Origin of the sequence: Streptomyces albireticuli, assembly GCF_002192455.1 — a bacterium.
In the GTDB taxonomy this organism is placed as follows: domain Bacteria; phylum Actinomycetota; class Actinomycetes; order Streptomycetales; family Streptomycetaceae; genus Streptomyces; species Streptomyces albireticuli_B.
Genome location: NZ_CP021744.1, coordinates 3,480,172 through 3,505,520, shown reverse-complemented (window position 1 = coordinate 3,505,520; position 25,349 = coordinate 3,480,172). Strand labels below are relative to the sequence as shown.

Here is a 25,349-nt window from a genome sequence, read left to right as displayed (position 1 = left end):
CACAGGGCTGGGGACGTCCAGAAGCGGTCTTCTTCCACTCGCGTAGCATGACGAGGGAATCGTCCGGTACCCCCCGCGGACTGGAACGGAAGGCCATCGCCGCGTGAACGCACATCCCCTCCCGGAGCACCCGAGCCCCCAGGACCGACCCGCCAGGCTCACCGTCGGCGTCGTCGGCGCGGGCCGTGTCGGCCCCTCGCTCGCCGCCGCGCTCAAGCTGGCCGGGCACCGCCCGGTCGCCGCCTCCGGAGTCTCGGACGCCTCGGTGCGCCGGGCCGCCGCCCTGCTCCCCGACGTCCCGCTCGTCCCGCCCGCCGAAGTGCTCGCCCGCGCCGAGCTCGTCCTCCTCACCGTCCCCGACGACGTCCTGCCCGGCCTCGTCACGGGGCTCGCCGAGACCGGCGCCGTCCGCCCCGGCCAGCTCCTCGTGCACACCTCCGGCCGGCACGGCACGGCCGTCCTCGACCCGGCGCGCCGGGCCGGCGCCCTGCCGCTCGCCCTGCACCCGGCCATGACCTTCACGGGCACCCCGGTCGACGTCGAGCGGCTGGCCGGCTGCTCCTTCGGAGTCACCGCCCCCGACCAGCTGCGGCTCGCCGCGGAGGCCCTGGTCATCGAGATGGGCGGCGAGCCCGAGTGGGTGGCGGAGGAGGCCCGCCCGCTCTACCACGCGGGCCTCGCCATGAGCTCCAACCACCTGATCACCCTGGTCGCCCAGGCCATGGAGCTGCTGCGGACCGCCGGGGTCTCGGCCCCCGACCGCATGCTCGGCCCCCTCCTCGGCGCCGCGCTCGACAACGTCCTGCGCTCCGGCGACGCCGCCCTCACCGGCCCGGTGGCGCGCGGTGACGCGGGCACCGTGGCCGCGCACATCGCGGAGCTGCGCGTCCACGCCCCCCAGGCCGTCGCCGGATACCTGGCCATGGCCCGTACGACCGCGGACCGCGCCCTCGCGCACGGCCTGCTCAAGCCCGAACTGGCGGAGGACCTGCTCGGCGTCCTCGCGGACGGAGGCACCGCATGACCACTCAGCTCCCGCGCACCGCGGAGGAGCTCCAGGCCCTCCCGCGCGACGAAGGCCGACGGGCCGTCGTGATGACGATGGGCGCCCTCCACGAGGGTCACGCCACCCTGATCCGCACCGCCCGCCGGCTGGTCGGGCCCGAGGGCCAGGTCGTCGTCACGGTCTTCGTCAATCCGCTCCAGTTCGGCGCCGGCGAGGACCTCGACCGCTATCCGCGCACCCTCGACGCCGATGTCGAGCTCGCCGAGGCGTCCGGCGCCGACGCCGTCTTCGCCCCGTCGGCCGACGAGGTCTACCCCGGCGGCGAGCCCCAGGTCCGGATCACCGCCGGGCCCATGGGCGAGCGGTTGGAGGGCGCCGCGCGCCCCGGCCACTTCGACGGCATGCTCACCGTCGTCGCCAAGCTCCTCCACCTCACCCGGCCGGACGTCGCGCTCTTCGGGCAGAAGGACGCCCAGCAGCTCGCGCTGATCCGCCGCATGGTCCGCGACCTCAACTTCCCGGTCGAGGTCGTCGGCGTCCCCACGGTCAGACAGGGCGACAACATCGCCCTCTCCAGCCGCAACCGCTATCTCTCCGAGGCCGACCGGGCCACCGCGCTGGAGATCTCCCGCGCCCTGTTCACGGCCGCGACGGCGGAGGAGCTCGGCGCCGGGGCCGTCCGCCGCTCCGCCCAGGTGATCCTCGACGCCGCCGCGGACATGGAGCCCCCGCTCGTCCTCGACTACGTGGCCCTCGTCGACCCCGCCGACTTCACCGAGGTCCCCGACGACCACACCGGCGAGGCCGTCCTCGCGGTCGCCGCCCGGGTCGGCACCACACGCCTCATCGACAACATCCCCCTGACCTTCGGAGGCCGGCGATGACCGGGATACGCCTGCACGCGCCGCACCCCGGCTGGGCGACCCGGGCCGACGTCGTCGTCATCGGCTCCGGCGTCGCCGGCCTGACCGTCGCGCTGCGCTGTGCCGCCGCCGGCCGTAAGGTCACCGTCGTCACCAAGGCCCGCCTGGACGACGGCTCCACCCGCTGGGCCCAGGGCGGCATAGCGGCGGCGCTCGGCGAGGGCGACACCCCCGGGCAGCACCTCGACGACACCCTCGTCGCCGGTGCCGGCCTCTGCTCCGAGGAGGCCGTCCGCGCCCTGGTCACCGAGGGCCCCGACGCCGTGCGCCGGCTCATCGCCACCGGTGCCCGCTTCGACGCCGACGCCGACACCGGCGAGATCCTGCTGACCCGCGAGGGCGGCCACCACCGCCGCCGGATCGCCCACGCCGGCGGCGACGCCACCGGCGCCGAGATCTCCCGGGCGCTCGTCGAGGCCGTCCGCGACGCCGGCATCGAGACCATCGAGCACGCCCTCGTCCTCGACCTCCTCAAGGACGACGAGGGCCGCGCCGCCGGCGTCACCCTGCACGTCATGGGCGAGGGCCGGGTCGACGGCGTCGGCGCCGTCCACGCCAAGGCCGTCGTCCTGGCCACCGGCGGCATGGGCCAGGTGTTCTCCGCGACCACCAACCCCGCCGTGTCCACCGGCGACGGCGTCGCCCTGGCCCTGCGCGCCGGGGCGGAGGTCTCCGACCTGGAGTTCGTCCAGTTCCACCCCACCGTCCTGTGGCTCGGCCCCGACGTCGAGGGCCAGCAGCCCCTGGTCTCCGAGGCGGTCCGCGGCGAGGGCGCCCACCTCGTCGACGCCGACGGCCACCGCTTCATGGTCGGCGCCCACGAGCTCGCCGAGCTCGCCCCCCGCGACATCGTCGCCAAGGGCATCATGCGGCGGATGCGGGAGACCGGCGCCGCGCACATGTACCTCGACGGCCGGCACTTCGGCGCCGAGATGTGGGCGAGCCGCTTCCCCACCATCCTCGCCGCCTGCCGCGCCCACGGCATCGACCCGGTGACGGAGCCCGTCCCCGTCGCGCCCGCCGCCCACTACGCCTCCGGCGGCGTCCGCACGGACCTGCGCGGCCGCACCACCATCGAGGGCCTCTACGCCTGCGGCGAGGTCGCCTGCACCGGCGTCCACGGCGCGAACCGGCTCGCCTCGAACTCCCTGCTCGAAGGCCTGGTCTTCGCCGAGCGCATCGCGGCGGACATCGCCGCCCTCCGGCACGCGCCCGGCCCGCACCCCGTGGCGGCCGAGGACGGGCTGCCCGGCACCCCCGCCGCGGCGGAGACCGCCGGACACCTCGTACCGCCCAAGGCGCGCCTGGAGATCCAGCGCGTCATGACGGCGGGCGCCGGCGTCCTCCGCTCGGCCGAGAGCCTCCGGCGCGCCGCCGCCGAGCTGGACCGCATCGACACCGAGCGGGCGAGCACCCTGGAAGCGCCCGGCACCGAGAGCTGGGAGGCCACCAACCTCCTCCTCGTCGCCCGCGTCCTCGTCGCCGCCGCCCTGCGCCGCGAGGAGACCCGCGGCTGCCACTGGCGCGAGGACTTCCCCGACCGCGACGACACCGCCTGGCGCCACCACCTCCGGGTGACCCTCCGTCCGGACCGCACGCTCGCCGTCTCCCGCACGGACTCGGCCGCATTCCCGCCCGTCATCCCCTCCGCCCCCAAGGAGACCAGCGTGAGCACCCCCGAAGACCTCGCCCTGCACCGGATCGCCCTGCCCGGAGAGGAACCCGTCGTGGCCACGGCCGGCGGCTGCGGTGACGGCTGCGGCTGCGGCGAGACCTTCATGGAGGACGCCATGGAGTGCGGGCTCGACCCCGCCCTCGCCGCACTCCTCACCGAGGCCGGCCTGAACCCCCTCCAGGTCGAGGACCTCGCCCACCTCGCGATCGAGGAGGACCTCGACGGCGGCGAGGACGTCACCACCGTCGCCACCATCCCCGAGGACGCCGTCGCCACCGGCGACTTCACCGCCCGCGAGGACGGCACCGTCGCCGGGCTGCGCGTCGCCGAGGCGATCCTCTCCGTCGTCTGCACCGACGAGTTCGAGGTCGAGCGGCACGTCGAGGACGGCGACCGCGTCACGGCCGGCCAGAAGCTGCTCTCCGTGCGGACCCTCACCCGCGACCTGCTCACGGCCGAGCGCAGCGCCCTCAACATCCTCTGCCACCTCTCCGGCATCGCCACCGCCACCCGCGAGTGGAGCGACATCCTCAAGGGCACCAAGGCCGCCGTCCGCGACACCCGCAAGACCACGGTCGGCCTGCGCGCCCTGGAGAAGTACGCCGTGCGCTGCGGCGGCGGCGTCAACCACCGGATGTCCCTGTCGGACGCCGCGCTCGTCAAGGACAACCACGTCGTCGCCGCGGGCGGGGTGGCCGAGGCATTCCGGGCCGTCCGCGCCCGGTTCCCGGACGTTCCCGTCGAGATCGAGGTGGACCGGCTCGACCAGATCCCGCCGGTGCTCGCCGAGGGCGCCGACCTGATCCTGCTCGACAACTTCACCCCCGAGCAGACCCGCGAGGCCGTCGAGCTCGTCGCGGGCCGGGCGATGCTGGAGTCCTCCGGCCGCCTGACCCTGGTCAACGCCCGCGCCTACGCCGAGGCCGGCGTCGACTACCTCGCGGTCGGCGCGCTCACCCACTCCTCCCCGATCCTCGACATCGGCCTGGATCTCCGGGAGGAGGGCGCCTGATGCTGCTCACCATCGATGTCGGCAACACCCACACCGTCCTCGGCCTGTTCGACGGCGAGGACATCGTCGAGCACTGGCGAGTGTCCACCGACGCCCGCCGCACCGCCGACGAACTGGCCGTCCTGCTCCAGGGCCTGATGGGCATGCACCCGCTGCTCGGCGAGGAGCTGGGTGACGGCATCGACGGCATCGCCATCTGCTCCACGGTCCCCTCGGTCCTGCACGAGCTCCGCGAGGTCACCCGCCGCTATTACGGCGACGTCCCCGCGGTCCTGGTCGAGCCGGGCGTCAAGACCGGCGTGCCGATCCTCATGGACAACCCCAAGGAGGTCGGCGCCGACCGCATCGTCAACGCCGTCGCGGCCGTCGAGCTCTACGGCGGCCCCTGCGTCGTCGTCGACTTCGGCACGGCCACCACCTTCGACGCCGTCAGCGCCCGTGGCGAGTACGCGGGCGGGGTGATCGCCCCGGGCATCGAGATCTCCGTCGAGGCGCTGGGCGTCAAGGGCGCCCAGCTCCGCAAGATCGAGCTGGCCCGCCCGCGCAGCGTCATCGGCAAGAACACCGTCGAGGCCATGCAGTCCGGGATCCTCTACGGCTTCGCGGGCCAGGTCGACGGCGTCGTCAACCGCATGGCGCGCGAGCTCGCCGACGACCCCGACGACGTCACGGTCATCGCCACCGGCGGCCTGTCGCCGCTGGTCCTCGGCGAGGCCTCGGTGATCGACGAGCACGAGCCGTGGCTCACGCTCATCGGCCTGCGCCTGGTCTACGAGCGCAACGTCGCCCGGTCCTGACGGGTCCCGGCCGGTCCTGACGGCCCCCGGCCGGCCCCTGACCGGGTCCCGGGCGGCACCGCGCGCCCGCGGCCCGGGAATTCGGCGGGCCCGGGCGCAACCAACCCCCCGCTCCGACTGTCCTGTCAGCTGCGGAGCATGATCGTGTACATGATGGGCGTGGGGTTCATGGGCAGAAGACGGACAGTGCGGCGGGCGGCCGTCTCCATCGCCGTGCCGGGAGCGGTCGGGCTGGCCCTGGCCGCCGCCCCGGCGTGGGCCGGCGCGCCGCCGCACGCCGACTACCAGGCCGTCGCCCAGCCCGTCGTGGGCCGGGTCGGCGAGACCGTCGAGGTCGAGCTCGGCGTCCGGAACGGCGGCCCCGGCCCGGCCGGCCGGCACGGCGGCCACGGCGCGGGCACGTACGAGGTGACGGCCCCCGAGGGCACCACGGTCACCGCGACGCCCCCGCCGGGCGCCGACGGCAGGCAGCCCTGCGTCGCGACGCCCTCGCCCGGCACCGGCCCCGTCCGCTACCGCTGCGTGATCGGTGACGACTTCCCGGCCGGCGACCGCGAGACGCTCCGCTTCCGGGTCCGCATCGACAAGAAGGTCGAAGGCGCCGAGGGACGGGTGCGCGTCCTCGACCACGACGGCTCGGACGCCCCCGACCCGGATCCGGACAACGACACCGCGCCCATCCGCGTGGAGGTCGTGGGCCGCGGGCCCCTGGCCCCCGCCGAGCCCGACACCAACAGCACCCTGCTGCTCGCCACCACCTCCGGCACCGCGCTCTCGGCCGGCGCCATCGCCCTGGGCGTCCGCCGCAAACAGCGCTGACCGGCCTTTCGCGCGCCCCCTTCCCGGCGCCGCCACGCCCGGCTTCCCTGCGGTGCCACGCCCGGAAACGGCAGCTCAGCGAAATTTGTCCGCTTAGCACTTAAAGTCGGCCCATGCCCACGCCCTATGGATCCCGCGGCGGCATGGCGTTCAGCGCGGACGAACTGCGCGTGCTGCGCCGAGCCCTCGCCATCGCCCTTCACCCCGAGTCCGTCCCCCGGCACTCCGGCCCCGAGCGCGACGAAGAGGTGCGCGAGTGCCTCCGGCTCGCGGAGGCCGTGGACGAGGCCGCGCGCGAGGGCGGCAGGCTGCGCGCCTTCCTCCTCGCCGACCTCGCCCGCTACCGCGCCGCCCTGCCCGGTGCCGTCGTCGGCTACGCGGAGCGGCTCCAGGACGCCCTCAAGGCGGGCTACCGGCCCGGAGCGGACGACCTGGCCGCCCTCCGCCGCCTGTGCGCGGCGCCCGCCGGCCGCGAGGAGGCCGGCCGCCGCCGCGCCCTGCTGGCCCGCTGCGAGCGCCTGGCCGAGCAGGACGTACGGGCCCGGCTCGCGGACCGCGCGACCGCCCCCGACGGGCCGCTGCCGGGCCGTGGCCGGCTGCTGGCCCTGCCCGGCGGCCGCGCGTCCGGCGGTACGGGGGCCGAGGGGGCCGAGCCGAAGCCGAAACCCGCCCCGGATCCGGCCCCGAAGCCGGATCCGAAGGCCCCGAAAGGGCCGGCGGCCCCCGGGCGCCCCATTCCCACCCCCGGCGAGGTGTTCCCGCCCCGGCGCAAGGCGACGCCGCCCGGCGCGGTGCGGGGACCCGAGGCCAGACCCGCCTGACGCGCGCGTAATCTGGACGGGTCGCTCACAAGCCGCGCAATACCGACCCAGAAGGAGCCGACGGCCATGGATTATGTCGCCGCACTGGTGCCGCCCGTGGTGATGGCGGTCGCATTCACCGCCCTGGTCGTGACGATCGTCAAGAGTCAGGGTGGTGCGAACAAGGGCAAGGAAGACGCTCTCGTCGACGCCGCCCTCGCCCGCGCCGAGAGTGCCCGACAGCCCAAGGCCGGCGAAGCCTGAGGTGTCGCCGGGACGCGCGCGGCCCTGAGGCCGCGGCACGTCCCCCCGGGCGTACGGACCGAGAGCGCAATTCTCGGCCGTGCGCCCTTTTTGCTGCCGCTATGCCGCCCCGATAAACCGGCATTCTAGACATCTCCCACTATTATTCGCGTGTGGTTCGACGCCTGGGTGATCTGGAAGACGCCGTCATGACGCGCGTGTGGGACTGGAACCGGCCGGTCACTGTTCGAGAAGTGCTGGAAGACCTTCAACAGGAACGGTCCATCGCGTACACGACCGTGATGACCGTAATGGACAACCTGTATCAGAAGGGCTGGCTGCGCCGGGAAGCGGAAGGCCGCGCCTATCGATATGAGGCGGTCTCCAACCGGGCCGCCTACTCGGCCGCACTGATGAACGAAGCGTGGTCCCTCAGCGACAACCCCGCGGCCGCTCTCGTGGCCTTCTTCGGCATGATGTCGGCCGAACAACGCGAAGCCCTGCGTGACGCGATCCGGGTGGTGCAACTCGACGGGCCCGGGGAGCCGGGCGGCCCTCCGGGGCGATAGCGTCCCGCCATGCCCGCACTATCTAATGTCGTCACCGTCCGCCGCGCTCGGACCAGCGATGTTCCCGCGCTCCGCCGCATCCTCAACACGTACGTTCGCGAGCGCATCCTCCTCGACAAAGCCACCGTCACGCTTTACGAGGACATCCAGGAGTTCTGGGTGGCGGAGCGGGACGCGGACGGCACCGTCATCGCCTGCGGCGCACTCCATGTGATGTGGGAAGACCTCGCGGAGGTGCGCACTCTCGCCGTGGACCCGGCCGCCCGGGGCGCGGGCGTCGGCCACTCGGTACTGGACAAGCTGCTCCAGACGGCGCGCTGGCTCGGCGTCCGGCGCATTTTCTGCCTCACCTTCGAAGTGGACTTCTTCGCGAAGCACGGCTTCGTGGAGATCGGTGAGACGCCGGTGGACGGTGATGTCTACAGCGAGCTGCTGCGTTCCTATGACGAGGGCGTTGCCGAGTTCCTGGGTCTCGAACGGGTGAAGCCGAACACCCTTGGCAACAGCCGGATGCTTCTGCATCTGTGATCGCGACCCCTATCGCGGTCCCTATGTCCGAATCGCGCCCCTATCACATGCCTCCGGAAGGGATGGTTCCCACGCGGAAGGCGGGCTGAACCTTCCCGGGGGGTTTGTGTTTTTCCGGCAAAGGCGGTTTGCTATTCCTCCGTAATCCCATTTTCCACTGAAAGGATTCCCCGTGGCACAGAAGGTTCAGGTCCTTCTTGTCGATGACCTCGACGGTGGCGAGGCGGACGAGACCGTGACGTTCGCGCTCGACGGCAAGACCTACGAGATCGACCTCACGACGGCCAACGCGGACAAGCTGCGCGGCCTGCTGGAGCCGTACACCAAGAGCGGTCGTCGCACGGGTGGCCGCGCCGCGGCCGGCCGCAGCAAGGTGCGCGCCGGTGCCACGGGTGGCAGCCCCGACACCGCGAAGATCCGCGCGTGGGCCAAGAAGAACGGCTACAACGTCAACGACCGCGGCCGCGTCCCCGCCGACATCCGTGAGGCGTACGAGAAGGCCAACGGCTGATCTCCCGTCGGCCGGCGTGTGCGCGCCTCCCCGGCGCGCAGCAAACGGGCCCGGTGGCACTCCGTGGCCGCCGCGCTCACGAGCCGTACGAGATCGGGGGCGCCCCCCTCGCCCCCGAGTCCGGTCACCGGAAGCGTCGGCTCGACTTCGCGCCCCGGCTCGGGAGGCCGTACCCATACGGCCCTCCCCGCGCCGAGCGCCCCGAGGTGTCCGCGGCCCCCGCGGTCCCCGGCGGAGCGCGGCAAGGGCGCGACGATCCGGCCGCCCGCACCCAGAGCGGTCAGATCCAGGGCCACCCCGCCCCACTCCAGCCAGTCGAGCAGCCCGGGCAGCTCGTCCGCGCTGCCCGCGGCGATCAGGAAGCGCAGCCTGCGCGCCCGGCCGTCGAGCGCGACCGGCCCGGTCCGCCCGACGCGCCGCAGCACGGCGAAACCGGCGTCCACGGGTAGGTCCAGGGCGTCGAACCGCACCCCGGTGAGCAGGGACAGAGGCGCCTGGGAGCAGGGACCCGCGGTCGGCCACCGCAGCCCGTGCTCGTACCACCGGCGCGCCTGGCACCATGGACACGGGGGAACACAGGGGCCCGGGAGGGTTGCGGTCATACGCGGTGCAACTGTGAAACTCCCAAGAGGTTACGCAGGGTTGATAGTTGGGCACGCTCCGTATAAGGAGTGAGGGGCGCGCGGGGGCTCCAGGTGGCGCGGGGGTGTTCGCCCGTAGCGGATGGAGGGTGTTCGCGCCGCATGGATTGTCAATGCTTGCGGGTAGGACATTCCCAGTGGGAAGAGGCGGTATAGCAGCGCGCGGAGCGCACCACCCGGGCCGCGGGCGGGCGTGTCGGGCCGAGCGGGCGTTCGCCATGGGCGTAGTGGTGGTGGGCGTATATCCCTGGCCTGCGGGAACATCGTCTCCCACCATCGGGTTGGAGGAGTTGTCGGCTGTTCGGCAGCAGGTTTCTCCCGCCACCGCGGGGGTGATCCGGACGGATGTCGGCAGTTGGAATGAGCTGTCCCGTCCCACGGGACTAGCATGCGGAAGGACAGGGAGGGGACCGACCCCTAACTGCCTGACCGCTCTGAGGAGCGATTAACGATGTTCGAGAGGTTCACCGACCGCGCGCGGCGGGTTGTCGTCCTGGCTCAGGAAGAAGCCCGGATGCTCAACCACAACTACATCGGCACCGAGCACATTCTCCTGGGCCTGATCCATGAGGGTGAGGGTGTCGCCGCTAAGGCCCTGGAGAGCCTCGGGATTTCGCTCGAGGCGGTCCGCCAGCAGGTGGAGGAGATCATCGGTCAGGGCCAGCAGGCCCCGTCCGGGCACATTCCCTTCACTCCCCGTGCCAAGAAGGTCCTGGAGCTTTCGCTCCGCGAGGCCCTCCAGCTCGGCCACAACTACATCGGTACGGAGCACATCCTGCTCGGCCTGATCCGCGAGGGCGAGGGCGTCGCCGCCCAGGTCCTGGTCAAGCTGGGCGCCGATCTGAACCGGGTGCGGCAGCAGGTCATCCAGCTGCTCTCCGGCTACCAGGGCAAGGAGGCCGCCACCGCCGGCGGCCCGGCCGAGGGCACCCCCTCGACCTCGCTCGTCCTGGACCAGTTCGGCCGCAACCTCACGCAGGCCGCCCGTGAGTCCAAGCTCGACCCGGTCATCGGGCGCGAGAAGGAGATCGAGCGGGTCATGCAGGTGCTGTCCCGCCGTACCAAGAACAACCCGGTCCTCATCGGCGAGCCCGGCGTCGGCAAGACCGCCGTCGTCGAGGGACTGGCCCAGGCCATCGTCAAGGGCGAGGTGCCCGAGACCCTCAAGGACAAGCACCTCTACACCCTCGACCTCGGCGCCCTGGTCGCCGGCTCCCGCTACCGCGGTGACTTCGAGGAGCGCCTGAAGAAGGTCCTCAAGGAGATCCGCACCCGCGGCGACATCATCCTGTTCATCGACGAGCTCCACACCCTGGTGGGTGCGGGCGCCGCCGAGGGCGCGATCGACGCCGCGAGCATCCTCAAGCCCATGCTGGCCCGAGGCGAGCTCCAGACCATCGGCGCCACCACGCTGGACGAGTACCGCAAGCACCTGGAGAAGGACGCCGCCCTCGAGCGCCGCTTCCAGCCCATCCAGGTCGCCGAGCCCTCGCTGCCGCACACCATCGAGATCCTCAAGGGTCTCCGCGACCGTTACGAGGCGCACCACCGCGTCTCCATCACGGACGAGGCCCTGGTCCAGGCCGCCCAGCTGGCCGACCGCTACATCTCCGACCGCTTCCTGCCGGACAAGGCGATCGACCTGATCGACGAGGCCGGCTCCCGGATGCGCATCCGCCGGATGACCGCGCCGCCGGACCTCCGCGAGTTCGACGAGAAGATCGCCGACGTGCGCCGGGACAAGGAGTCCGCGATCGACTCGCAGGACTTCGAGAAGGCCGCCTCGCTGCGCGACAAGGAGAAGCAGCTCCTCGCCGCCAAGGCCAAGCGCGAGAAGGAGTGGAAGGCCGGCGACATGGACGTCGTCGCCGAGGTCGACGGCGACCTGATCGCCGAGGTCCTCGCGACGGCGACCGGCATCCCGGTCTTCAAGCTGACGGAGGAGGAGTCCTCCCGCCTGCTGCGCATGGAGGACGAGCTGCACAAGCGCGTCATCGGCCAGAAGGACGCCATCAAGGCGCTCTCCCAGGCCATCCGGCGCACGCGTGCGGGCCTCAAGGACCCGAAGCGCCCCGGCGGCTCCTTCATCTTCGCCGGCCCGTCCGGTGTCGGTAAGACGGAGCTGTCCAAGACGCTCGCCGAATTCCTCTTCGGCGACGAGGACGCCCTGATCTCCCTCGACATGTCGGAGTTCAGCGAGAAGCACACCGTCTCGCGTCTCTTCGGCTCCCCGCCCGGATACGTGGGCTACGAAGAGGGCGGCCAGCTCACCGAGAAGGTGCGCCGCAAGCCGTTCTCCGTCGTCCTCTTCGACGAGGTCGAGAAGGCCCACCCGGACATCTTCAACTCGCTGCTCCAGATCCTGGAGGACGGTCGCCTGACCGATTCCCAGGGCCGGGTGGTCGACTTCAAGAACACCGTCATCATCATGACGACCAACCTCGGCACCCGGGACATCTCCAAGGGCTTCAACCTGGGCTTCGCCGCCCAGGGCGACGTCAAGACCGGGTACGAGCGGATGAAGGCCAAGGTCAACGAAGAGCTCAAGCAGCACTTCCGCCCCGAGTTCCTCAACCGCGTCGATGACACGGTCGTCTTCCACCAGCTCACCGAGGAAGACATCATCCAGATCGTCGACCTCATGATCGCCAAGGTGGACGAGCGGCTGAAGGACCGCGACATGGGCATCGAGCTGAGCTCGGAAGCCAAGTCGCTCCTCGCCAAGCGTGGCTACGACCCGATCCTGGGCGCCCGCCCGCTGCGCCGCACGATCCAGCGCGAGATCGAGGACATCCTCTCGGAGAAGATCCTCTTCGGCGAGCTGCGCTCGGGCCACATCGTGGTCGTGGGCATCGAGGGTGAGGGTGAGGAGAAGAAGTTCACCTTCCGCGGCGAGGAGAAGTCGGCTCTGCCGGACACCCCGCCGATCGAGTCCACCGCCGGTGGCGCGGGCCCGAACCTGTCGAAGGACGCCTAAGCGGCGATCGGGTCCGTCAAGGACCCCGGGTCGGCCCCGGAACCGTTCACCGGTTCCGGGGCCGACCCTTTTCCGTGCCCGGGAAGGGCCGCGGTCCGGGAAGGGCCGCGCCGCAGGGGCGGCGGCCCGTCCCGCCGCCGGGGTCGCCGGGTGGCCCCGGGCCGGGTCACCGCCCCGTGGAGCCGAAGCGCGAGACGCCGCCCGGGCGCTCGTTCCCCACGCGCACGCCGCCGCCCGTGCGGGCGTCCTTCGGGGTGAGGGTGAAGGCGACCCGGTGGGTCCGGGTGGAGCCGCGGGAGGCCTCGGCGTCCGCGCTGATCACCCAGGCCTTCACCCCGCCCTTGCCCGTCGCGTCCCGGCGGATCTCGACGGTGAACTCCATGGAGATCTCGCCGACGTCGAAGACGATCTCCTCGCCCTGACCGCGGGCCGCGGCGGTGGTGAGGCCCTCGCGGACCGCCTGGACGGCGTCCGCCAGCTCGATGTCCTCAAGGTGGGAGAAGCGGGAATCGTTGCCCATCGCGGCGGCCCCCCGGCTGCGTGCGTCCGTACGTCTGCTGACGGGAGCGTACCGCCGGGGGCGGGCCCTTGGTCCCGGAACGGGTAAGGCCGAAAGTCCATTCGCGGTGATACGGCCCATAGGGCGTGGGTCACATACTACGGCGAATAGCAGAGCAATTGCCCTCCGGATGGTCTTGAAAAGGCTCCGCAGGCCCGTGTGCCGGGCCCGAAATGCCCCTCGGTAAGGGTGCCGGTCACCCCGTCCTCACTACTGCATTCGCTAGTAGAGGCCGTCCTTGGCAGGACGGTGGATGCGGGTTACCAAGGTATGGCGATCCCGGTTCGCGGCAGTTCGCAGCCGGGACCCATTCCTGCCTGGAGGTATTTGTTTATGTCGAAGCTCGCCACTTTCCGTAATTCCGGCACGTCCGTTCTCCGTACCCGTGCCGCCGTCGTGGCCGCCGGCCTCGGAGCCTCGCTCGCGCTCGGAACCGGTGTGGCGCTGGCGGCTGACACCACCTCGCAGGCGCAGCTCCCCGCCTTCGCGTCCGTCGCGGCGCTGGACGACGCCCTGCACGCCCAGGCCGACACGCAGCTGAAGGCCGCGGCCAAGGACAAGGCCGCGCAGGAGCAGGCCAAGAAGGACGCCGAGAAGCGCGCCGCGGACGCCCGCAGCGCCGCCGAGGCCAGCCGCAAGCGCGTGGACGCCTGGGTCTCGCCCGTCGAGGGCTACCAGGTCGGCCAGCCCTTCGGTAAGTCCGGCGCCATGTGGACCAGCAAGCACAGCGGCCAGGACCTGGTCGTGAACACCGGCACGTCCGTGAAGGCCGTGCACGGCGGTACGGTCGTCAAGGCCGGCCCCAACGGCGGCGGCGACGGTCCCGCGTACGGCAACGCCATCGTGATCAAGCACGACGACAACACGTACTCGCAGTACGCCCACCTCTCGCTGGTGAAGGTCTCGGTCGGCCAGACCGTGACCACCGGCCAGGAGATCGGTCTGTCGGGCTCCACCGGCAACTCTTCCGGCCCCCACCTGCACTTCGAGATCCGCACGACCCCGAACTACGGCACCGCCGTCGAGCCGGTCGGCTTCCTGAAGGCCCACGGCGAGACCCTCTGACGGTCCTGACGTCCCCGGCGCCCTGACGCCGGACCCACCACGTCGGTCACGAGCCGGCGCACCGTCTCCGCGCGGTGCGCCGGCTTCGTCGTGCCCGGGGAGCGGGCGGCGCGGGCCGTGCCTACGGTGGTCGTGAGGCGGTACGAACGCCCGGCCGTACGAAACCCGGGAGCGCGCCATGATCAAGGGCATCGCCATCACCACCGTCTGGGTCCTCGACCAGGACCGGGCGAAGGACTTCTACACCGAGAAGCTCGGTCTGGAGGTCCGCACCGACATGACCATGGGGGGCGACAAGGGCATGCGCTGGCTGACGGTCGGCGCCCGGAGCCAGCCGGACGTCGAGCTCACCCTGATGGTCCCCGGCCCGCCCGGACTGGACCCGGAGTCGGCCGAGGCCGTGCGGACGCTGATCGAAAAAGGGGCGCTGGGGGCCGGGGTGCTGAGCACGGACGACGTCCGGCGGGATTACGAGACGCTCCGGGAAAAGGGCGTGGAATTCCTTCAGGAACCGCAGGAGCGGCCTTACGGGACCGAGGCGATTCTGCGGGACGACTCGGGGAACTGGTTTTCCCTGACCGAGCGGAATGAGCGGCTGGATCTCGCGAAGGACTGGGGGGAGTGCGTGGACCCGATGTAAGGGCGGGGCGGCCGTCGCGCGGGGCTATTTCAGTCCGGCACCCGGATGATCGGGAAACTCCCCGTGCTCGTCGGCGCCGATTCCGGCAGCCACAGCACCGCGATCGCGCCCGTACCGCCCTCGGCCTCCGGATCCGCGTTGCGGAACGTGAGGCGCGCCCCCAGGACGCGGGCCTGGCCGGCCGCGATGGTCAGGCCCAGGCCGTGGCCCTTGCCCGCGCGGTCCTTGCTGCCCGTGCGGAAGCGGCTCGGGCCCTTCTCCAGGAGCTCCTCCGGGAACCCCGGGCCGTGGTCGCGCACGCGCAGCACCCGCCCCTCGACCGTGACCTCGAAGGGGCCCCGGCCGTGCTTGGCGGCGTTGGCGAGGAGATTGCCGAGGATGCGCTCCAGGCGGCGCGGGTCGGTGGAGACGTAGGCGTCGCGGACGACCTTGACCCGGGCCTCGGGCTCCACGATCCGCACCCGGCGCACCACGAACTCCCCGAGCCGGATGTCCTGCATCTCGGCGCGCTCCGCGAAGCCGTCCAGCCGGGCGACCTCCAGCACGTCCTCGACCAGGGTGCGCATCGCCTGCGCCCGGTCCCGCACGAGCTCGGTGGGGCGGCCGGGCGGCAGCAGCTCGGCGGCGGTGAGCAGGCCGGTGACGGGCGTACGCAGCTCGTGGGCGATGTCGGCGGTGACCCGCCGCTCGGCCTCCAGACGGTCCTGGAGCGCCTCGGCCATGCCGTCGACGGCACGCGCCAGGTCGTCCGTCTCGTCGCGCACCCGGCCGCCGATGGCCTCGCGCACCCGCACCTCGGGGTCGCCGTCGGCGACCTTGCGGGCGGCGGTGGCGGCCTTGCGCAGCCGCCGGGAGAGCTGGCCGCCGATGAGGATGCCCAGGGCGGTGCCGCCGAGCACCACGGAGACCGACCCGATGATCAGCACCCGGTCCAGGGTGTCGATGATCGAGAAGCGGTCCTTGAACTTGGTGTGGATCGAGAGGATCTTGCCGTTGCGCAGCGGCACCGAGGCCCAGACCTCCGGGGTGCCGTTGCCGGCGGAGTCCTGGAGGTAGGTGGCGCGCAGCCCCACCGCGGCCGCGTCCCGCAGCTGGCCCGGCAGCGCGGGGTCGTCGACCTTGGCGTGGAGCATCAGCCGGCCGGTGTTCTCGTAGTACCTCTGGGCGATCTGGACGCGCTCGTCCATCACGTCCCGGCTGTTGTCGAGCATCGACAGCCGGGCCGCGTTGTGCACGACGAGGCTGAGCGCGACGGCCACGAGCGCGCTGACCCCGGCGATGGCCAGGCTGACCTTCCAGCGCAGGCCCGAGCGGAGGGCGAGCTTCACCACGACGGGGTCCGGTGGGTCACCATCGGGTGCTCAGCCTCTGAGCTTGTAGCCGAAGCCACGGACCGTCTCGATCCGGTCCTGGCCGATCTTGCCGCGCAGCCGCTGCACATGGACGTCCACCACCCGGGTGTCGCCGCCCCAGCCGTAGTCCCAGACCCGCTCCAGCAGCCGGTCGCGGGAGAGCACGGTGCCGGGCGCCGCCGAGAACTCCAGCAGCAGCCGCATCTCGGTGGGCGTGAGGGCGACGGGCTCGCCCGCCTTGCGGACCTCCATGCCCTCCGTGTCGACCTCCAGGTCACCGAAGCGCAGCACGCCGCCCGCGAGCGGCTCCGGCTGCTCGGTGCCCGCCGTGCCGTTCGGGCCGCTGGCGTGGCCGAAGCGGCGCAGCACGGCCCTTATCCGGGCGACGAGCACGGCGCCGTCGAAGGGCTTGGTCACATAGTCGTCCGCCCCGGCCTCCAGGCCGAGCACGACGTCGATGCTGTCCGCGCGCGCGGACAGCATGATCACGGGGACGGTCGACTCGTCACGGATCCGGCGGCAGAGGCTGACGCCGTCCAGGCCGGGCACCATGACGTCGAGGAGCGCGATGTCGGGCTTACGGGCGCGGAATCTCTCCAGCCCCAGCAGCCCGTCCGGCACCGCGGTCACCTCGAAGCCGTCGCGCTCCAGTGCCAGCTGGGTCGCCTCGCGAATGACGTCGTCGTCCTCGACGAAGAGCACATGGGTATCGGCCACGCCGCTCTCAGCCCTCCGTTCCCACGCTCGGGAGTTCCTTGTCGTTGTTACCGACCTTGCTGAAGTCGGTATGGGTGCGACCGGTCTCCCGGAACTCGTTCCCCGACCAGTGGTACGTCATGACATCCCTGCCCGACGCGCAGCACGCCGCGTCACCCGGACCGTAGACCTCCCGGGTGACCTGGAGGTCACGGCGGTCGATGTCGGCGTAGACGGGCGGCTGCTCGGCCGAGAACACGTTCACGTACGAGTCGCCCTTCGCACGGTACACATAGGAACCGACGCCGATGGAATCCGCGCAGGTCATGACGTTGATCACCACGTCGTTGCGGGAGCCGTCGGTCAACTGCCCGTAGATCACGTCCACCGGGTAGTTGTTCTTCGTGCAGGGCTTGAGGTTCTTCTTGACCTGATCGCTGACCTTCGGATCACTCTTGATCAGCTTGATGGCGTCGACCTTCTCGTGCGTGGGCACGGCCGACGCCGAGGGCACCCGGCTGGGCTTCGCCGCGGACTGGGTCTGCGCGGTGCCCTCCTTGCGGACGCCCTCGCTGCCCGCGTCGCACCCGGCAAGCAGAAGACCGGCGGCAGCGGCCAACGCTGTGGCCGTGCCGCCGGTGATCAGTGCCGGCCGTGCGGGAGCCGCCTTTCTCAGGCTGCGCACCGTTCCTGCCCCCGCTCGTTGCGCTCCAGGGCGTGGAAGTCCAGGTCGCGGCTCTCCAGCTCCTGACGCAGCCGGGCGAGCGCCCTGTGCAGCGTGCTCTTGACCGTGCCCGTCGACATGCCGAGCGCCTCCGCGGTCTCCTCGGTGCTCATCTGCTCCCAGTGTCGCAGCACGACGACGCTGCGCTGCTTGGGTGCCAGGACTCCGAGGATGTCCATCAGCAGGGCGCGATCGGCGTGCTGCTCCGTGCCGTCCTCGACGCTCGCGTCGGGGAGCTGCTCGGTGGGGACCTCGTCCAGCTTGCGGGCGCGCCACCACTCCGTACGAGTGTTGATCATGACACGCCGGAGGTAGGCGTCGGCCAGCGACTTGTCCGCTATGCCGTCCCAGCGGCCGTACGTGCGCACCAGCGCCGTCTGGAGGAGGTCCTGCGCGTCGATGGGGTCGGGCACGAGGCGGCGGGCGCTGCGCAGGAGGGCGTCCTGACGGTTGCGCACGTACTCTTCGAAGTCCAGAACCTTGCCGCTGCTGGCCATCGTGCAGCCTCCATTCCGCTTGCGTTCCCCGCGTCACGCTGGTGGTCCTCCAGCACGGGTAGGACGCTACGGAGGCGCTGTTGCGACGCCATGTGCAGCAGCCCTTCGGCTGATACACAGCTGTCCATAGGTTGTGTAACAGCGGAACGTTAAAGACGAAGAAATGGGGCGCAAAGGGGGCTCCGCGCCTTCACTTCGTCACCGTGATGTGTGCGGCGGTGTGACGGCCGTGTGTGCGCCGGTGTCACTGCGCCGGGGGTGCCGGGGTGCTGAGCGGCAGCTGGTACCAGCCGCCGGCCAGCGGCTCCACCAGGCCGTCCGCCACCAGCCCGTCCAGCGCGCGGGCCCGCTGCACCGGCTCGTCCCACACCGTGTCCAGCACCGCCTGCGGCACGGGGTCGATCGCCTCCCGCAGCACGGCCAGCAGCTTGCCGCGCACCTGCCGGTCCGTGCCCGCGTAGCTCTGGGTCCGGCGCGGCGGACCGTCGTGCTCCGGCGAGCCCGCCGCCCGCCACGCGCACCGGTCCGCGATCGGGCAGCGGGCGCAGTCCGGGGTGCGGGCCGTGCACACCAGCGCGCCCAGCTCCATGGTCGCCGCGGCCCAGCGGGCGGCCACCGGCTCGCTGTCGGGCAGCAGCGCGCGGGCCAGCTTCCGCTCGGCGGCGGTCGTCGCGTTCGGCGGGTACTGGGCGCCGCTCACGGCCCGGGCGAAGACCCGGCGGACGTTGGTGTCGAGGACGGCGTGCCGCTGCCCGTACGCGAAGGACGCCACGGCCGCCGCCGTGTACTCGCCGACGCCGGGCAGCGCCAGCAGCCGGGCGTGGTCGTGCGGCACCTCGCCGCCGTGCAGCTCCGTGATCGCCGACGCGGCGGCGTGCAGCCGCAGCGCACGCCGCGGATAGCCGAGCCGGCCCCACGCGCGGACCGCCTCGCCGGGCGGCTCGGCGGCCAGGTCGGCCGGGCGCGGCCAGCGGGCCAGCCACTGCTCGTACACCGGCAGCACCCGGCTGACCGGCGTCTGCTGGAGCATGAACTCGCTGACCATCACCCCCCACGGCCCCGCCTCCGGGCGGCGCCAGGGGAGATCACGGGCATGGGCGCCGAACCAGTCGATGACGGGGTCGTGGAGGAGGGCCGGCGTCTCGGGCGGTGCAGTCATGGCAGTCATGGCGTCATCGATCCTGACACGGACCCGCACACCGGTGAAACGCGCCGGGCCCCGTGGGGCGGACTTTCGCCGGGCCCGGGCCGGGCGACCGAGGGCTCCCGCCGACCCGGCCCACGCACTGGCTCCCCCCGCCCGACCTGCATCTTTCTCTCGAACACCTGACTTTCGTCAGAGGCGCCGCGGCCCCGTCCGCTTGTACCGTCGGCCCGGTGAGACGCACCGTCACCCCGCGCGCGGCCCTGCCCGACGCCCTGCTGTGGGCGGCCCTCGCCGCGCCCGCGCCCGCGCTGGGGCCGCTCGGCCTGAACGAGCCCCGGCCCTGGTGGCAGCACGCGGCCGGCTGCGCCGTGCTCGCGCTCGCCGTCGCGCTCTCCCGGCCCCGGCCCGTCCTGGCCCTGCTGCTGGTGGCCGGCCTCGGCCTCGCGCTCTCGCCGTCGCTGTTCACACTGGCCTACGGGCCCGCCCTGGCCGTCCTCGCCTACCTTCTCGGCCGCCGCGCCGAAGGGCCCCGCCCGGCGCTGTACGCCTTCGCGGGCCTCGCCGCCGCGGGCACACCGCTCGTCGCCCTGCGGGGCGTCGACCCGGTCGTCGAATGGCTGGTTCTGATCGGCACCCTGCTCTTCGGCGCCGTCTTCCCCTGGCTGATCGGCCGCTACGGGCGCCAGCACCGCGCCCTGGTCGCCGCGGGCTGGAGCCGCGCCGCGCAGCTGGAGCGCGAGCAGGAGATCGTCGCCGACCGGGCCCGGCTGCGGGAGCGCGCCCGCATCGCCCAGGACATGCACGACTCCCTCGGCCACGAGCTCAGCCTCGTCGCGCTGCGCGCCGGAGCCCTCCAGGTGGCGCCCGGCCTCGCCCCGGAGCACCGGGCGGCGGCCGCCGAGCTGCGTGGCGCGGCCGCCGACGCGACCGACCGGCTCCGCGAGATCATCGGCATCCTCCGGGACCCGTCGCCGCCCCCGCTCACCCCCGCCGACGAGACGGTCGCGGCACTCGTCGCGCGGGCGGCCGCCTCGGGCCTGCCCGTGCGCCTGCGCGCCCCGCGCGAGGAAGCGCGAGGGGCGGCCTCCATGGCGGCCCGCGCCGCCTACCGGGTCGTCCAGGAGGCGCTGACCAACGCCGCCAAGCACGCGCCCGGCGCCGAGGTCACCGTGGACGTCGAGGAGCGCCCGGGGGAGACCGTGGTGACGGTGGCCAACGGCTCGGCCCCGGGCGACGGCCCCGGCCGCGCCCGGCCGCCCGTCACGGCGCCGCACGGCGGCACCGGCCTGCTCGGGCTGCGTGAGCGGGTCGCGCTGGCCGGAGGCGACTTCACGGCGGGCCCGCGCGACGGGGGCTTCCGGGTCCGCGCGAGGCTCCCGCACACGGCGGCGGCAGCCGGGGCCGACAGCCCGGTGACCCGCGCGCGGGGTGCTCGTACGCCCGTACGTGGCGGTTCCGTGCCCGACGGCTCCGCGCTCGACGGCTCCGTAGTCGACGGTCTCGTACCCGACGGCCCCGTACCCGACCGCTCGGGCGCCCACCCGCACCTACCGCCCGGGACGCCGCTCTCCGGGGCCACCCCGCCCGACGCCTTCGCCCGCGCGCGACGGGCCACCCGCCGCGGGATCGTCATGCCGTTCGCCGTGGCCGGCGCGGGCGCCACCGTCTTCGTGACCGCCGCCTTCGGCTGGTACGCCTACGTGGAGGCGCACTCGGTGCTCACGCCCGCCGGCTACGCGGGGCTGCGCGTCGGCACCCCGTACGCCGCCGTCGCGCCCGTACTGCCGGACCGCGAGGTCGCCGACCCGCCCTCCGACCGGGCCCCGGCGCCGCCCACGGGTGCGGACTGCCGCTACTACCGGGCCTCCGGCGAGCTCTTCGTCAGCGTCGACCACTACAGGCTCTGCTTCCGCGACGACCGCCTCGTGGCGAAGGTCCGCGTTCCCAGGGCCGGCACACCCCACACCGTGGACCAGGAGGAAAGAGAGTGATCAGGGTTCTCCTCGCGGACGACGAGGCGATGATCCGGGCGGGCGTACGGGCCGTCCTCGCGGCCGACCCCGCCGTCGAGGTGGTCGCCGAGGCCGCCGACGGCCGGCAGGCCGTGGAGGCGGCCCGCGCGCACCGCCCCGACGTGGCGCTGCTGGACATCCGCATGCCCGTCATGGACGGCCTCGCCGCCTGCGAGGAGATCCGGCGCACCGTCCCCGGCACGGCGGTCGCGATCCTCACCACCTTCTCCGAGGACGCCTATGTCTCCCGCGCCCTCGGCGGCGGCGCCACCGGCTTCCTCCTCAAGTCCGGCGACCCGTACGAGCTGATGGCGGGCGTACGCGCCGTGGCCGACGGCGCCGCCTACCTCTCCCCGAAGGTCGCCCGGCACGTCATCGCCGAGCTCGGCGGCGAGCGCCTGACGCGCGGCACCGCCGCCCGTGCCCGCACCGCCGGGCTCACCGCCCGCGAGCGCGAGGTCCTCGCCCTGCTCGGCGAGGGCCTCTCCAACGCCGGGATAGCCCGCCGCCTGCACCTCGTCGAGGGCACGGTCAAGGGCTACGTCAGCGCCGTCCTGGACCACCTGGAGGTCGGGAACCGTGTGCAGGCCGCGATCCTCGCGTACGAGGCCGGACTGGTGACCGGAGCGTGAGCGGGGTGGAATGGGGCCCATGAGCGAGACGGAGAGCAGAGTGCCGCGTGAGATCCTCGCCGCCCTCGACGCGCACACGACCATGACCCTGGCCTACGTGGACGAGGACGGGCCGCAGGCGTGCGCCGTGCTCTACGCGGTCGCGGAGCCGGGACCCGGGCCCGGCGGCGAAGGTGAGGACGAGACGGGGGGCGTGCACCCCGAGGGTCCCGCCCTGCTCTTCGTCACCTCGGCCACCACCCGCCACGGCCGCGCGCTCCTCGCCGGCGACGGGCGGGCCGCCTTCACCGCCCAGCGGGAAGGCCAGGTGTGGACCGCCCTGACGGGCATGCAGGGCCGGGGCGCGTGCCGCCGCCTGGAGGGCGCGGAGCGCGAGGCGCACTGGCGCGCGTACGCCACGCGCTTCCCCTACGTGGAGCGCAACGACCGCCTCCGCCAGGCCATGGAGCGCACGGACCTGTGGGAACTGCGCCCCGACTGGCTGCGGCTGATCGACAACGGCCAGGGTTTCGGCCACAAGACGGAGTGGACCCGGCCCTGACCGGCCGGCGGAGGGCGGGTCCCCGGCAGGACCCCGCCCTCACGCCCGTACGAGCATCCGCAGCCGCCCCGCGCGCGCCCGCTCGACCAGCGCCGTGCCGCGTCCCACGAGCAGCCGGGCGCCCAGCAGCGCGACGGCCGTGCCCAGCAGCAGGCCCACCGCCACGTCGTGCGGGTAGTGGACACCGAGGAAGACACGGGAGAAGGCGACCAGCAGGGCCAGCGGCAGCACCAGCCACGCCACCAGCCGCCGGGCCAGCGCGGCCCCGGCCGCGAGCGCCGCGGCGAGCGTGGCGTGGTTGCTCGGGAAGGACCAGTCGCCCGGCGGCGGGCAGGGCGCGAGCGAGGTGACCGCGCCCGCCACCGCCCGGCACGGCCGGTCCTCCTCGACGACGCTCTTGACGGCCTCGCTGACGCCGTACGCCAGCGCCGTGGTGACCGGCGCCAGCAGCGCCAGCGCGACCTGGCGGGCGCCGCCCCTGCGGGCCCGCCACCAGACGGCGACCGCCACCGCCATCAGCAGCAACAGCCCGGCCTCCGTCCCCACTTCCGCGAGGTCCTGCACCCAGCCGGGCGTGGAGTGGGCGAAGTCGGTGATGTCGACGTAGAGATCGTTGTCCATGGGCACAGGACCGTACGGACCGTCACCTCCTCGCCACACCGGGCGATAGGCATACGACAACCCTGACTTTCGTCAGGTGCCGACAACGGAACGGCCCTTCCATGCGGGCAGATGATGAGAAAAGTAGGCACCCATGCGGCGGGTATGGGCTGGTGCCCCGGCCGATCTCTCGTAGAGTCTTCGCGTGGGATCACTGCGCAATCCGATCGGGCCGCTTCCCTCCTCCATCTATTGGCGGCGGAGGGCAGTTGCGCTTGGCCTGCTCGGCCTCATCGTCCTGGTGGTGTTGTGGATGGTCACCCTTGGGGGTGATAACGGTTCCGACGGCGACCAGGGCAAGGGCTCGAACGGCAAGGGGCCGGCCGACAGCACCATCACGCCCGGCCCGACGCCCTCGGGCCCGCACATCAGTCAACGACCCGGTGGCCGGGGCGACTCGGGCGGTGGCTCCGGCGGCACCGGTGGGTCCAGTGGGACCGGTGGTTCCGGTGGTGACCACGCGGGCGGCGGGACGGGTGGCGGTGGCGCGGGTTCCGGCGGCTCCGGCGGTGGCGGTGTCCTCGGCAGTGGTGACGGCAAGACCGTCCCGGCCGGCTCGTCCGTGCCCGACTGCGCGTCAGGTGCGGTGCGGCTGACGGTCCGCAGCGTCAAGGACGCCTACGGCCCGGACGAGAAGCCCAAGTTCGAGATCGTGGTGAAGAACACCGGCGGCGGCGCCTGCAAGGTGAACTTCGGCGCGCCCGCGGCGTTCATGAGAATCACCAGCGGTGACGACCACGTCTGGTCCTCCGACGACTGCGCCCGCGGCGCGGGCGCCCTGCTCGTCGAGCTGCCCGGCTCGGGCGAGACCAAGCGCACGGTGGAGTGGGACCGCAAGCGCACCGCCCCGCAGTGCGCGACGCCGACCGGCGACGCCGTGGCCGGCTCCGGCACCTACCGGGTCGAGGTCAAGGTGGCGGGCGTCACCGAGCGGCTGGAGTTCAAGCTGGAGAAGGCGTGACGGGTGTGACGGGGCCGGACGGGCCCTGACCCGGAAACGCGTGAGGCGGCCCGATGGGCCGCCTCAGTCGTATGCCGCTGTCGTACGCCGCGCCTCGTGCCTACGGGCTTGACGCGTACCGCTCCACCTACGGGTTACACGTACCGTTCCAGGATCGAGGACTCCGCGAGGCGCGAGAGGCCCTCGCGGACCGAGCGGGCCCGGGCCTCGCCCACGCCGTCGACGGTCTGGAGGTCGTCGACGCTCGCGGCGAGCAGCTTCTGGAGACCGCCGAAGTGGTCCACCAGCCGGTCGATGATCGCACCGGGCAGCCGCGGCACCTTCGCCAGCAGGCGGTACCCGCGCGGCGAGACCGCGGAGTCCAGCGTCTCCGGGGAGCCGCTGTAGCCCAGGGCGCGCGCCACGATGGGCAGTTCGAGCAGCTCGGGGTGGGTGAGGGCGTCCAGCTCGGACAGGGCCTCGGCCACCGTGCGGGTGCGCTTGGCGGTCGGCTCGGGGACGTAGTCCCGCACGACCAGGTCGCGCTCCGGCTCGACGCCGGCGATCAGCTCGTCCAGCTGGAGGGAGAGCAGGCGGCCGTCGGTGCCGAGCTCGACGACGTACTCCGCGATCTCCGTGGCGATCCGGCGGACCAGCTCCAGGCGCTGGCAGACGGCCGTCACATCGCGGACCGTGACCAGGTCCTCGATCTCCAGCGCGGAGAGCGTGCCCGCGACCTCGTCCAGCCGGAGCTTGTAGCGCTCCAGGGTGGCCAGCGCCTGGTTGGCGCGGGAGAGGATGGCGCCCGACTCCTCCAGGACGCGCCGCTCGCCGCCCACGTAGAGCGCGATCAGCCGCATCGACTGGCTGACCGAGACGACGGGGAACCCGCACTGGATGGACACGCGCTGCGCCGTCCGGTGGCGGGTGCCGGTCTCCTCGGTCGGGATCGAGGCGTCCGGCAGGAGCTGGACGCCCGCCCGCACGATCTTGGTGATGTCCTTGTCGAGGATCAGCGCGCCGTCCAGCTTGCACAGTTCGCGCAGCCGGGTGGCGGTGAACTCCACATCGAGGACGAAACCGCCCGTACACATGGATTCGACGGTCTTGTCCATGCCCAGGACGATGAGACCGCCGGTATTGCCGCGAAGAATGCGCTCCAGGCCGTCGCGCAGGGCCGTGCCGGGCGCGACGGCGCTCAGCGAGGCGCGCATCAGCCCGTCGACGCCGGAGCCACCGGAGCCACCCCCGGCCCTGCCGGGGCCCGATGCCCGGTCGTTGGCTGCCACTGCACTCCTCCGGTCGCAAGGTCAACGGTGCCGCAGGCCGCCCTGCTGTCCGTACGTACGGGCGAGACCAGGGCAAAGTCTACTGGCGTATTCC

The 25,349-nt window shown here is 72.8% G+C and carries 26 protein-coding genes and 1 pseudogene; 18 read left to right on the top strand and 9 right to left on the bottom strand.

What is annotated here, in order from left to right; all coding sequences use genetic code 11:
* Positions 1-103 precede the first annotated feature (103 nt).
* From SMD11_RS14855 to SMD11_RS14815, 11 genes and pseudogenes are all read left to right on the top strand, one after another.
* Complete coding sequence (locus SMD11_RS14855) at positions 104-1,024, top strand: Rossmann-like and DUF2520 domain-containing protein (RefSeq protein WP_087926923.1); 921 nt, start codon at positions 104-106, stop codon at positions 1,022-1,024.
* Complete coding sequence (panC, locus tag SMD11_RS14850) at positions 1,021-1,890, top strand: pantoate--beta-alanine ligase (RefSeq protein ID WP_087926922.1); 870 nt, start codon at positions 1,021-1,023, stop codon at positions 1,888-1,890. Before SMD11_RS14855 ends, panC begins: the two co-directional genes overlap by 4 nt.
* Positions 1,887-3,528: pseudogene (locus SMD11_RS36410) on the top strand (L-aspartate oxidase); the annotation flags it as partial. The gene panC and the pseudogene SMD11_RS36410, both read left to right, overlap by 4 nt.
* A 179-nt stretch (positions 3,529-3,707) precedes the next feature.
* On the top strand, positions 3,708-4,616 hold the full coding sequence (nadC, locus tag SMD11_RS36405; protein ID WP_324614804.1) for a carboxylating nicotinate-nucleotide diphosphorylase: 909 nt from the start codon (positions 3,708-3,710) through the stop codon (positions 4,614-4,616).
* Positions 4,616-5,413, top strand: coding sequence for a type III pantothenate kinase (locus SMD11_RS14840; RefSeq protein ID WP_087926920.1), 798 nt, complete (start codon positions 4,616-4,618; stop codon positions 5,411-5,413). Before nadC ends, SMD11_RS14840 begins: the two co-directional genes overlap by 1 nt.
* Positions 5,414-5,551: 138 nt before the next feature.
* Positions 5,552-6,232, top strand: coding sequence for a hypothetical protein (locus SMD11_RS14835; protein WP_087926919.1), 681 nt, complete (start codon positions 5,552-5,554; stop codon positions 6,230-6,232).
* A 113-nt stretch (positions 6,233-6,345) separates the two neighbouring features.
* A complete protein-coding gene (locus SMD11_RS14830; protein WP_087926918.1) occupies positions 6,346-7,053 on the top strand; it encodes a hypothetical protein in 708 nt (235 codons plus the stop codon).
* Between the two features lie 66 nt (positions 7,054-7,119).
* A complete protein-coding gene (locus tag SMD11_RS35880; protein WP_199843881.1) occupies positions 7,120-7,296 on the top strand; it encodes a hypothetical protein in 177 nt (58 codons plus the stop codon).
* A 152-nt stretch (positions 7,297-7,448) separates the two neighbouring features.
* A complete protein-coding gene (locus SMD11_RS14825; protein ID WP_087926917.1) occupies positions 7,449-7,844 on the top strand; it encodes a BlaI/MecI/CopY family transcriptional regulator in 396 nt (131 codons plus the stop codon).
* A gap of 9 nt (positions 7,845-7,853) precedes the next feature.
* Positions 7,854-8,372 (top strand): amino-acid N-acetyltransferase, encoded by a 519-nt coding sequence (locus SMD11_RS14820; protein ID WP_087926916.1) that lies wholly within the window; start codon positions 7,854-7,856, stop codon positions 8,370-8,372.
* 172 nt (positions 8,373-8,544) lie between these two features.
* Positions 8,545-8,883: a histone-like nucleoid-structuring protein Lsr2 gene (locus SMD11_RS14815; RefSeq protein WP_087926915.1), complete on the top strand. Its 339-nt coding sequence runs from the start codon at positions 8,545-8,547 to the stop codon at positions 8,881-8,883.
* Here the strand turns inward: SMD11_RS14815 and SMD11_RS14810 are convergent.
* Complete coding sequence (locus SMD11_RS14810; RefSeq protein WP_234366044.1) at positions 8,814-9,485, bottom strand: SCO3374 family protein; 672 nt, start codon at positions 9,483-9,485, stop codon at positions 8,814-8,816. The two genes, SMD11_RS14815 and SMD11_RS14810, sit on opposite strands and share 70 nt — an antisense overlap.
* A gap of 490 nt (positions 9,486-9,975) precedes the next feature.
* On the opposite strand from SMD11_RS14810, the gene SMD11_RS14800 reads away from it, so the two are divergent.
* Positions 9,976-12,501 carry an ATP-dependent Clp protease ATP-binding subunit gene (locus SMD11_RS14800; protein WP_087926914.1) on the top strand — a complete coding sequence of 842 codons (2,526 nt, stop codon included), beginning with the start codon at positions 9,976-9,978 and terminating at the stop codon, positions 12,499-12,501.
* A gap of 166 nt (positions 12,502-12,667) precedes the next feature.
* Here SMD11_RS14800 and SMD11_RS14795 read toward each other — a convergent pair whose 3' ends face one another.
* Entirely contained in the window at positions 12,668-13,021 is a 354-nt protein-coding gene (locus SMD11_RS14795; protein ID WP_087926913.1) for a trypco2 family protein, read from the bottom strand.
* A gap of 372 nt (positions 13,022-13,393) precedes the next feature.
* On the opposite strand from SMD11_RS14795, the gene SMD11_RS14790 reads away from it, so the two are divergent.
* Together SMD11_RS14790 and SMD11_RS14785 are read left to right on the top strand one after the other, a co-directional pair.
* The gene (locus tag SMD11_RS14790) at positions 13,394-14,125 is read left to right on the top strand and encodes a M23 family metallopeptidase (RefSeq protein WP_087926912.1); all 732 of its coding nucleotides are present in this window, start codon (positions 13,394-13,396) and stop codon (positions 14,123-14,125) included.
* Positions 14,126-14,303: 178 nt separating this feature from the next.
* Positions 14,304-14,765, top strand: a complete 462-nt coding sequence (locus tag SMD11_RS14785) for a VOC family protein (protein ID WP_087926911.1) — start codon at positions 14,304-14,306, stop codon at positions 14,763-14,765.
* 29 nt (positions 14,766-14,794) lie between these two features.
* Here the strand turns inward: SMD11_RS14785 and cseC are convergent, their stop codons facing one another.
* From cseC to SMD11_RS14760, 5 genes are all read right to left on the bottom strand, one after another.
* Entirely contained in the window at positions 14,795-16,096 is a 1,302-nt protein-coding gene (gene cseC, locus SMD11_RS14780; protein ID WP_087926910.1) for a two-component system sensor histidine kinase CseC, read from the bottom strand.
* Positions 16,097-16,126: 30 nt separating this feature from the next.
* Positions 16,127-16,834 carry a two-component system response regulator CseB gene (gene cseB / locus SMD11_RS14775; RefSeq protein ID WP_087926909.1) on the bottom strand — a complete coding sequence of 236 codons (708 nt, stop codon included), beginning with the start codon at positions 16,832-16,834 and terminating at the stop codon, positions 16,127-16,129.
* A 7-nt stretch (positions 16,835-16,841) separates the two neighbouring features.
* Complete coding sequence (locus SMD11_RS14770) at positions 16,842-17,498, bottom strand: LppP/LprE family lipoprotein (RefSeq protein ID WP_234366043.1); 657 nt, start codon at positions 17,496-17,498, stop codon at positions 16,842-16,844.
* On the bottom strand, positions 17,486-18,034 hold the full coding sequence (locus tag SMD11_RS14765; RefSeq protein WP_087926908.1) for a SigE family RNA polymerase sigma factor: 549 nt from the start codon (positions 18,032-18,034) through the stop codon (positions 17,486-17,488). Before SMD11_RS14765 ends, SMD11_RS14770 begins: the two co-directional genes overlap by 13 nt.
* Before the next feature lie 244 nt (positions 18,035-18,278).
* Complete coding sequence (locus tag SMD11_RS14760) at positions 18,279-19,202, bottom strand: A/G-specific adenine glycosylase (RefSeq protein ID WP_087926907.1); 924 nt, start codon at positions 19,200-19,202, stop codon at positions 18,279-18,281.
* Positions 19,203-19,411: 209 nt separating this feature from the next.
* Between SMD11_RS14760 and SMD11_RS14755 the strand changes: the two genes are divergently transcribed.
* Genes SMD11_RS14755 through SMD11_RS14745 form a run of 3 tightly spaced genes read left to right on the top strand, consistent with a single transcriptional unit; the run spans position 19,412 to position 22,366 of the window.
* Complete coding sequence (locus tag SMD11_RS14755; protein ID WP_234366042.1) at positions 19,412-21,172, top strand: sensor histidine kinase; 1,761 nt, start codon at positions 19,412-19,414, stop codon at positions 21,170-21,172.
* The gene (locus tag SMD11_RS14750; protein WP_087926906.1) at positions 21,169-21,825 is read left to right on the top strand and encodes a response regulator; all 657 of its coding nucleotides are present in this window, start codon (positions 21,169-21,171) and stop codon (positions 21,823-21,825) included. Before SMD11_RS14755 ends, SMD11_RS14750 begins: the two co-directional genes overlap by 4 nt.
* Positions 21,826-21,844: 19 nt before the next feature.
* The gene (locus SMD11_RS14745; protein WP_087926905.1) at positions 21,845-22,366 is read left to right on the top strand and encodes a pyridoxamine 5'-phosphate oxidase; all 522 of its coding nucleotides are present in this window, start codon (positions 21,845-21,847) and stop codon (positions 22,364-22,366) included.
* A gap of 39 nt (positions 22,367-22,405) precedes the next feature.
* Here SMD11_RS14745 and SMD11_RS14740 read toward each other — a convergent pair whose 3' ends face one another.
* Positions 22,406-22,987 (bottom strand): phosphatase PAP2 family protein, encoded by a 582-nt coding sequence (locus tag SMD11_RS14740; protein WP_087926904.1) that lies wholly within the window; start codon positions 22,985-22,987, stop codon positions 22,406-22,408.
* 292 nt (positions 22,988-23,279) lie between these two features.
* On the opposite strand from SMD11_RS14740, the gene SMD11_RS14735 reads away from it, so the two are divergent.
* On the top strand, positions 23,280-23,987 hold the full coding sequence (locus SMD11_RS14735) for a hypothetical protein (protein WP_324614738.1): 708 nt from the start codon (positions 23,280-23,282) through the stop codon (positions 23,985-23,987).
* A 134-nt stretch (positions 23,988-24,121) separates the two neighbouring features.
* On the opposite strand, the gene disA is transcribed toward SMD11_RS14735, so the two are convergent.
* On the bottom strand, positions 24,122-25,255 hold the full coding sequence (disA, locus tag SMD11_RS14730) for a DNA integrity scanning diadenylate cyclase DisA (RefSeq protein ID WP_087926902.1): 1,134 nt from the start codon (positions 25,253-25,255) through the stop codon (positions 24,122-24,124).
* Between the last annotated feature and the right edge of the window lie 94 nt (positions 25,256-25,349).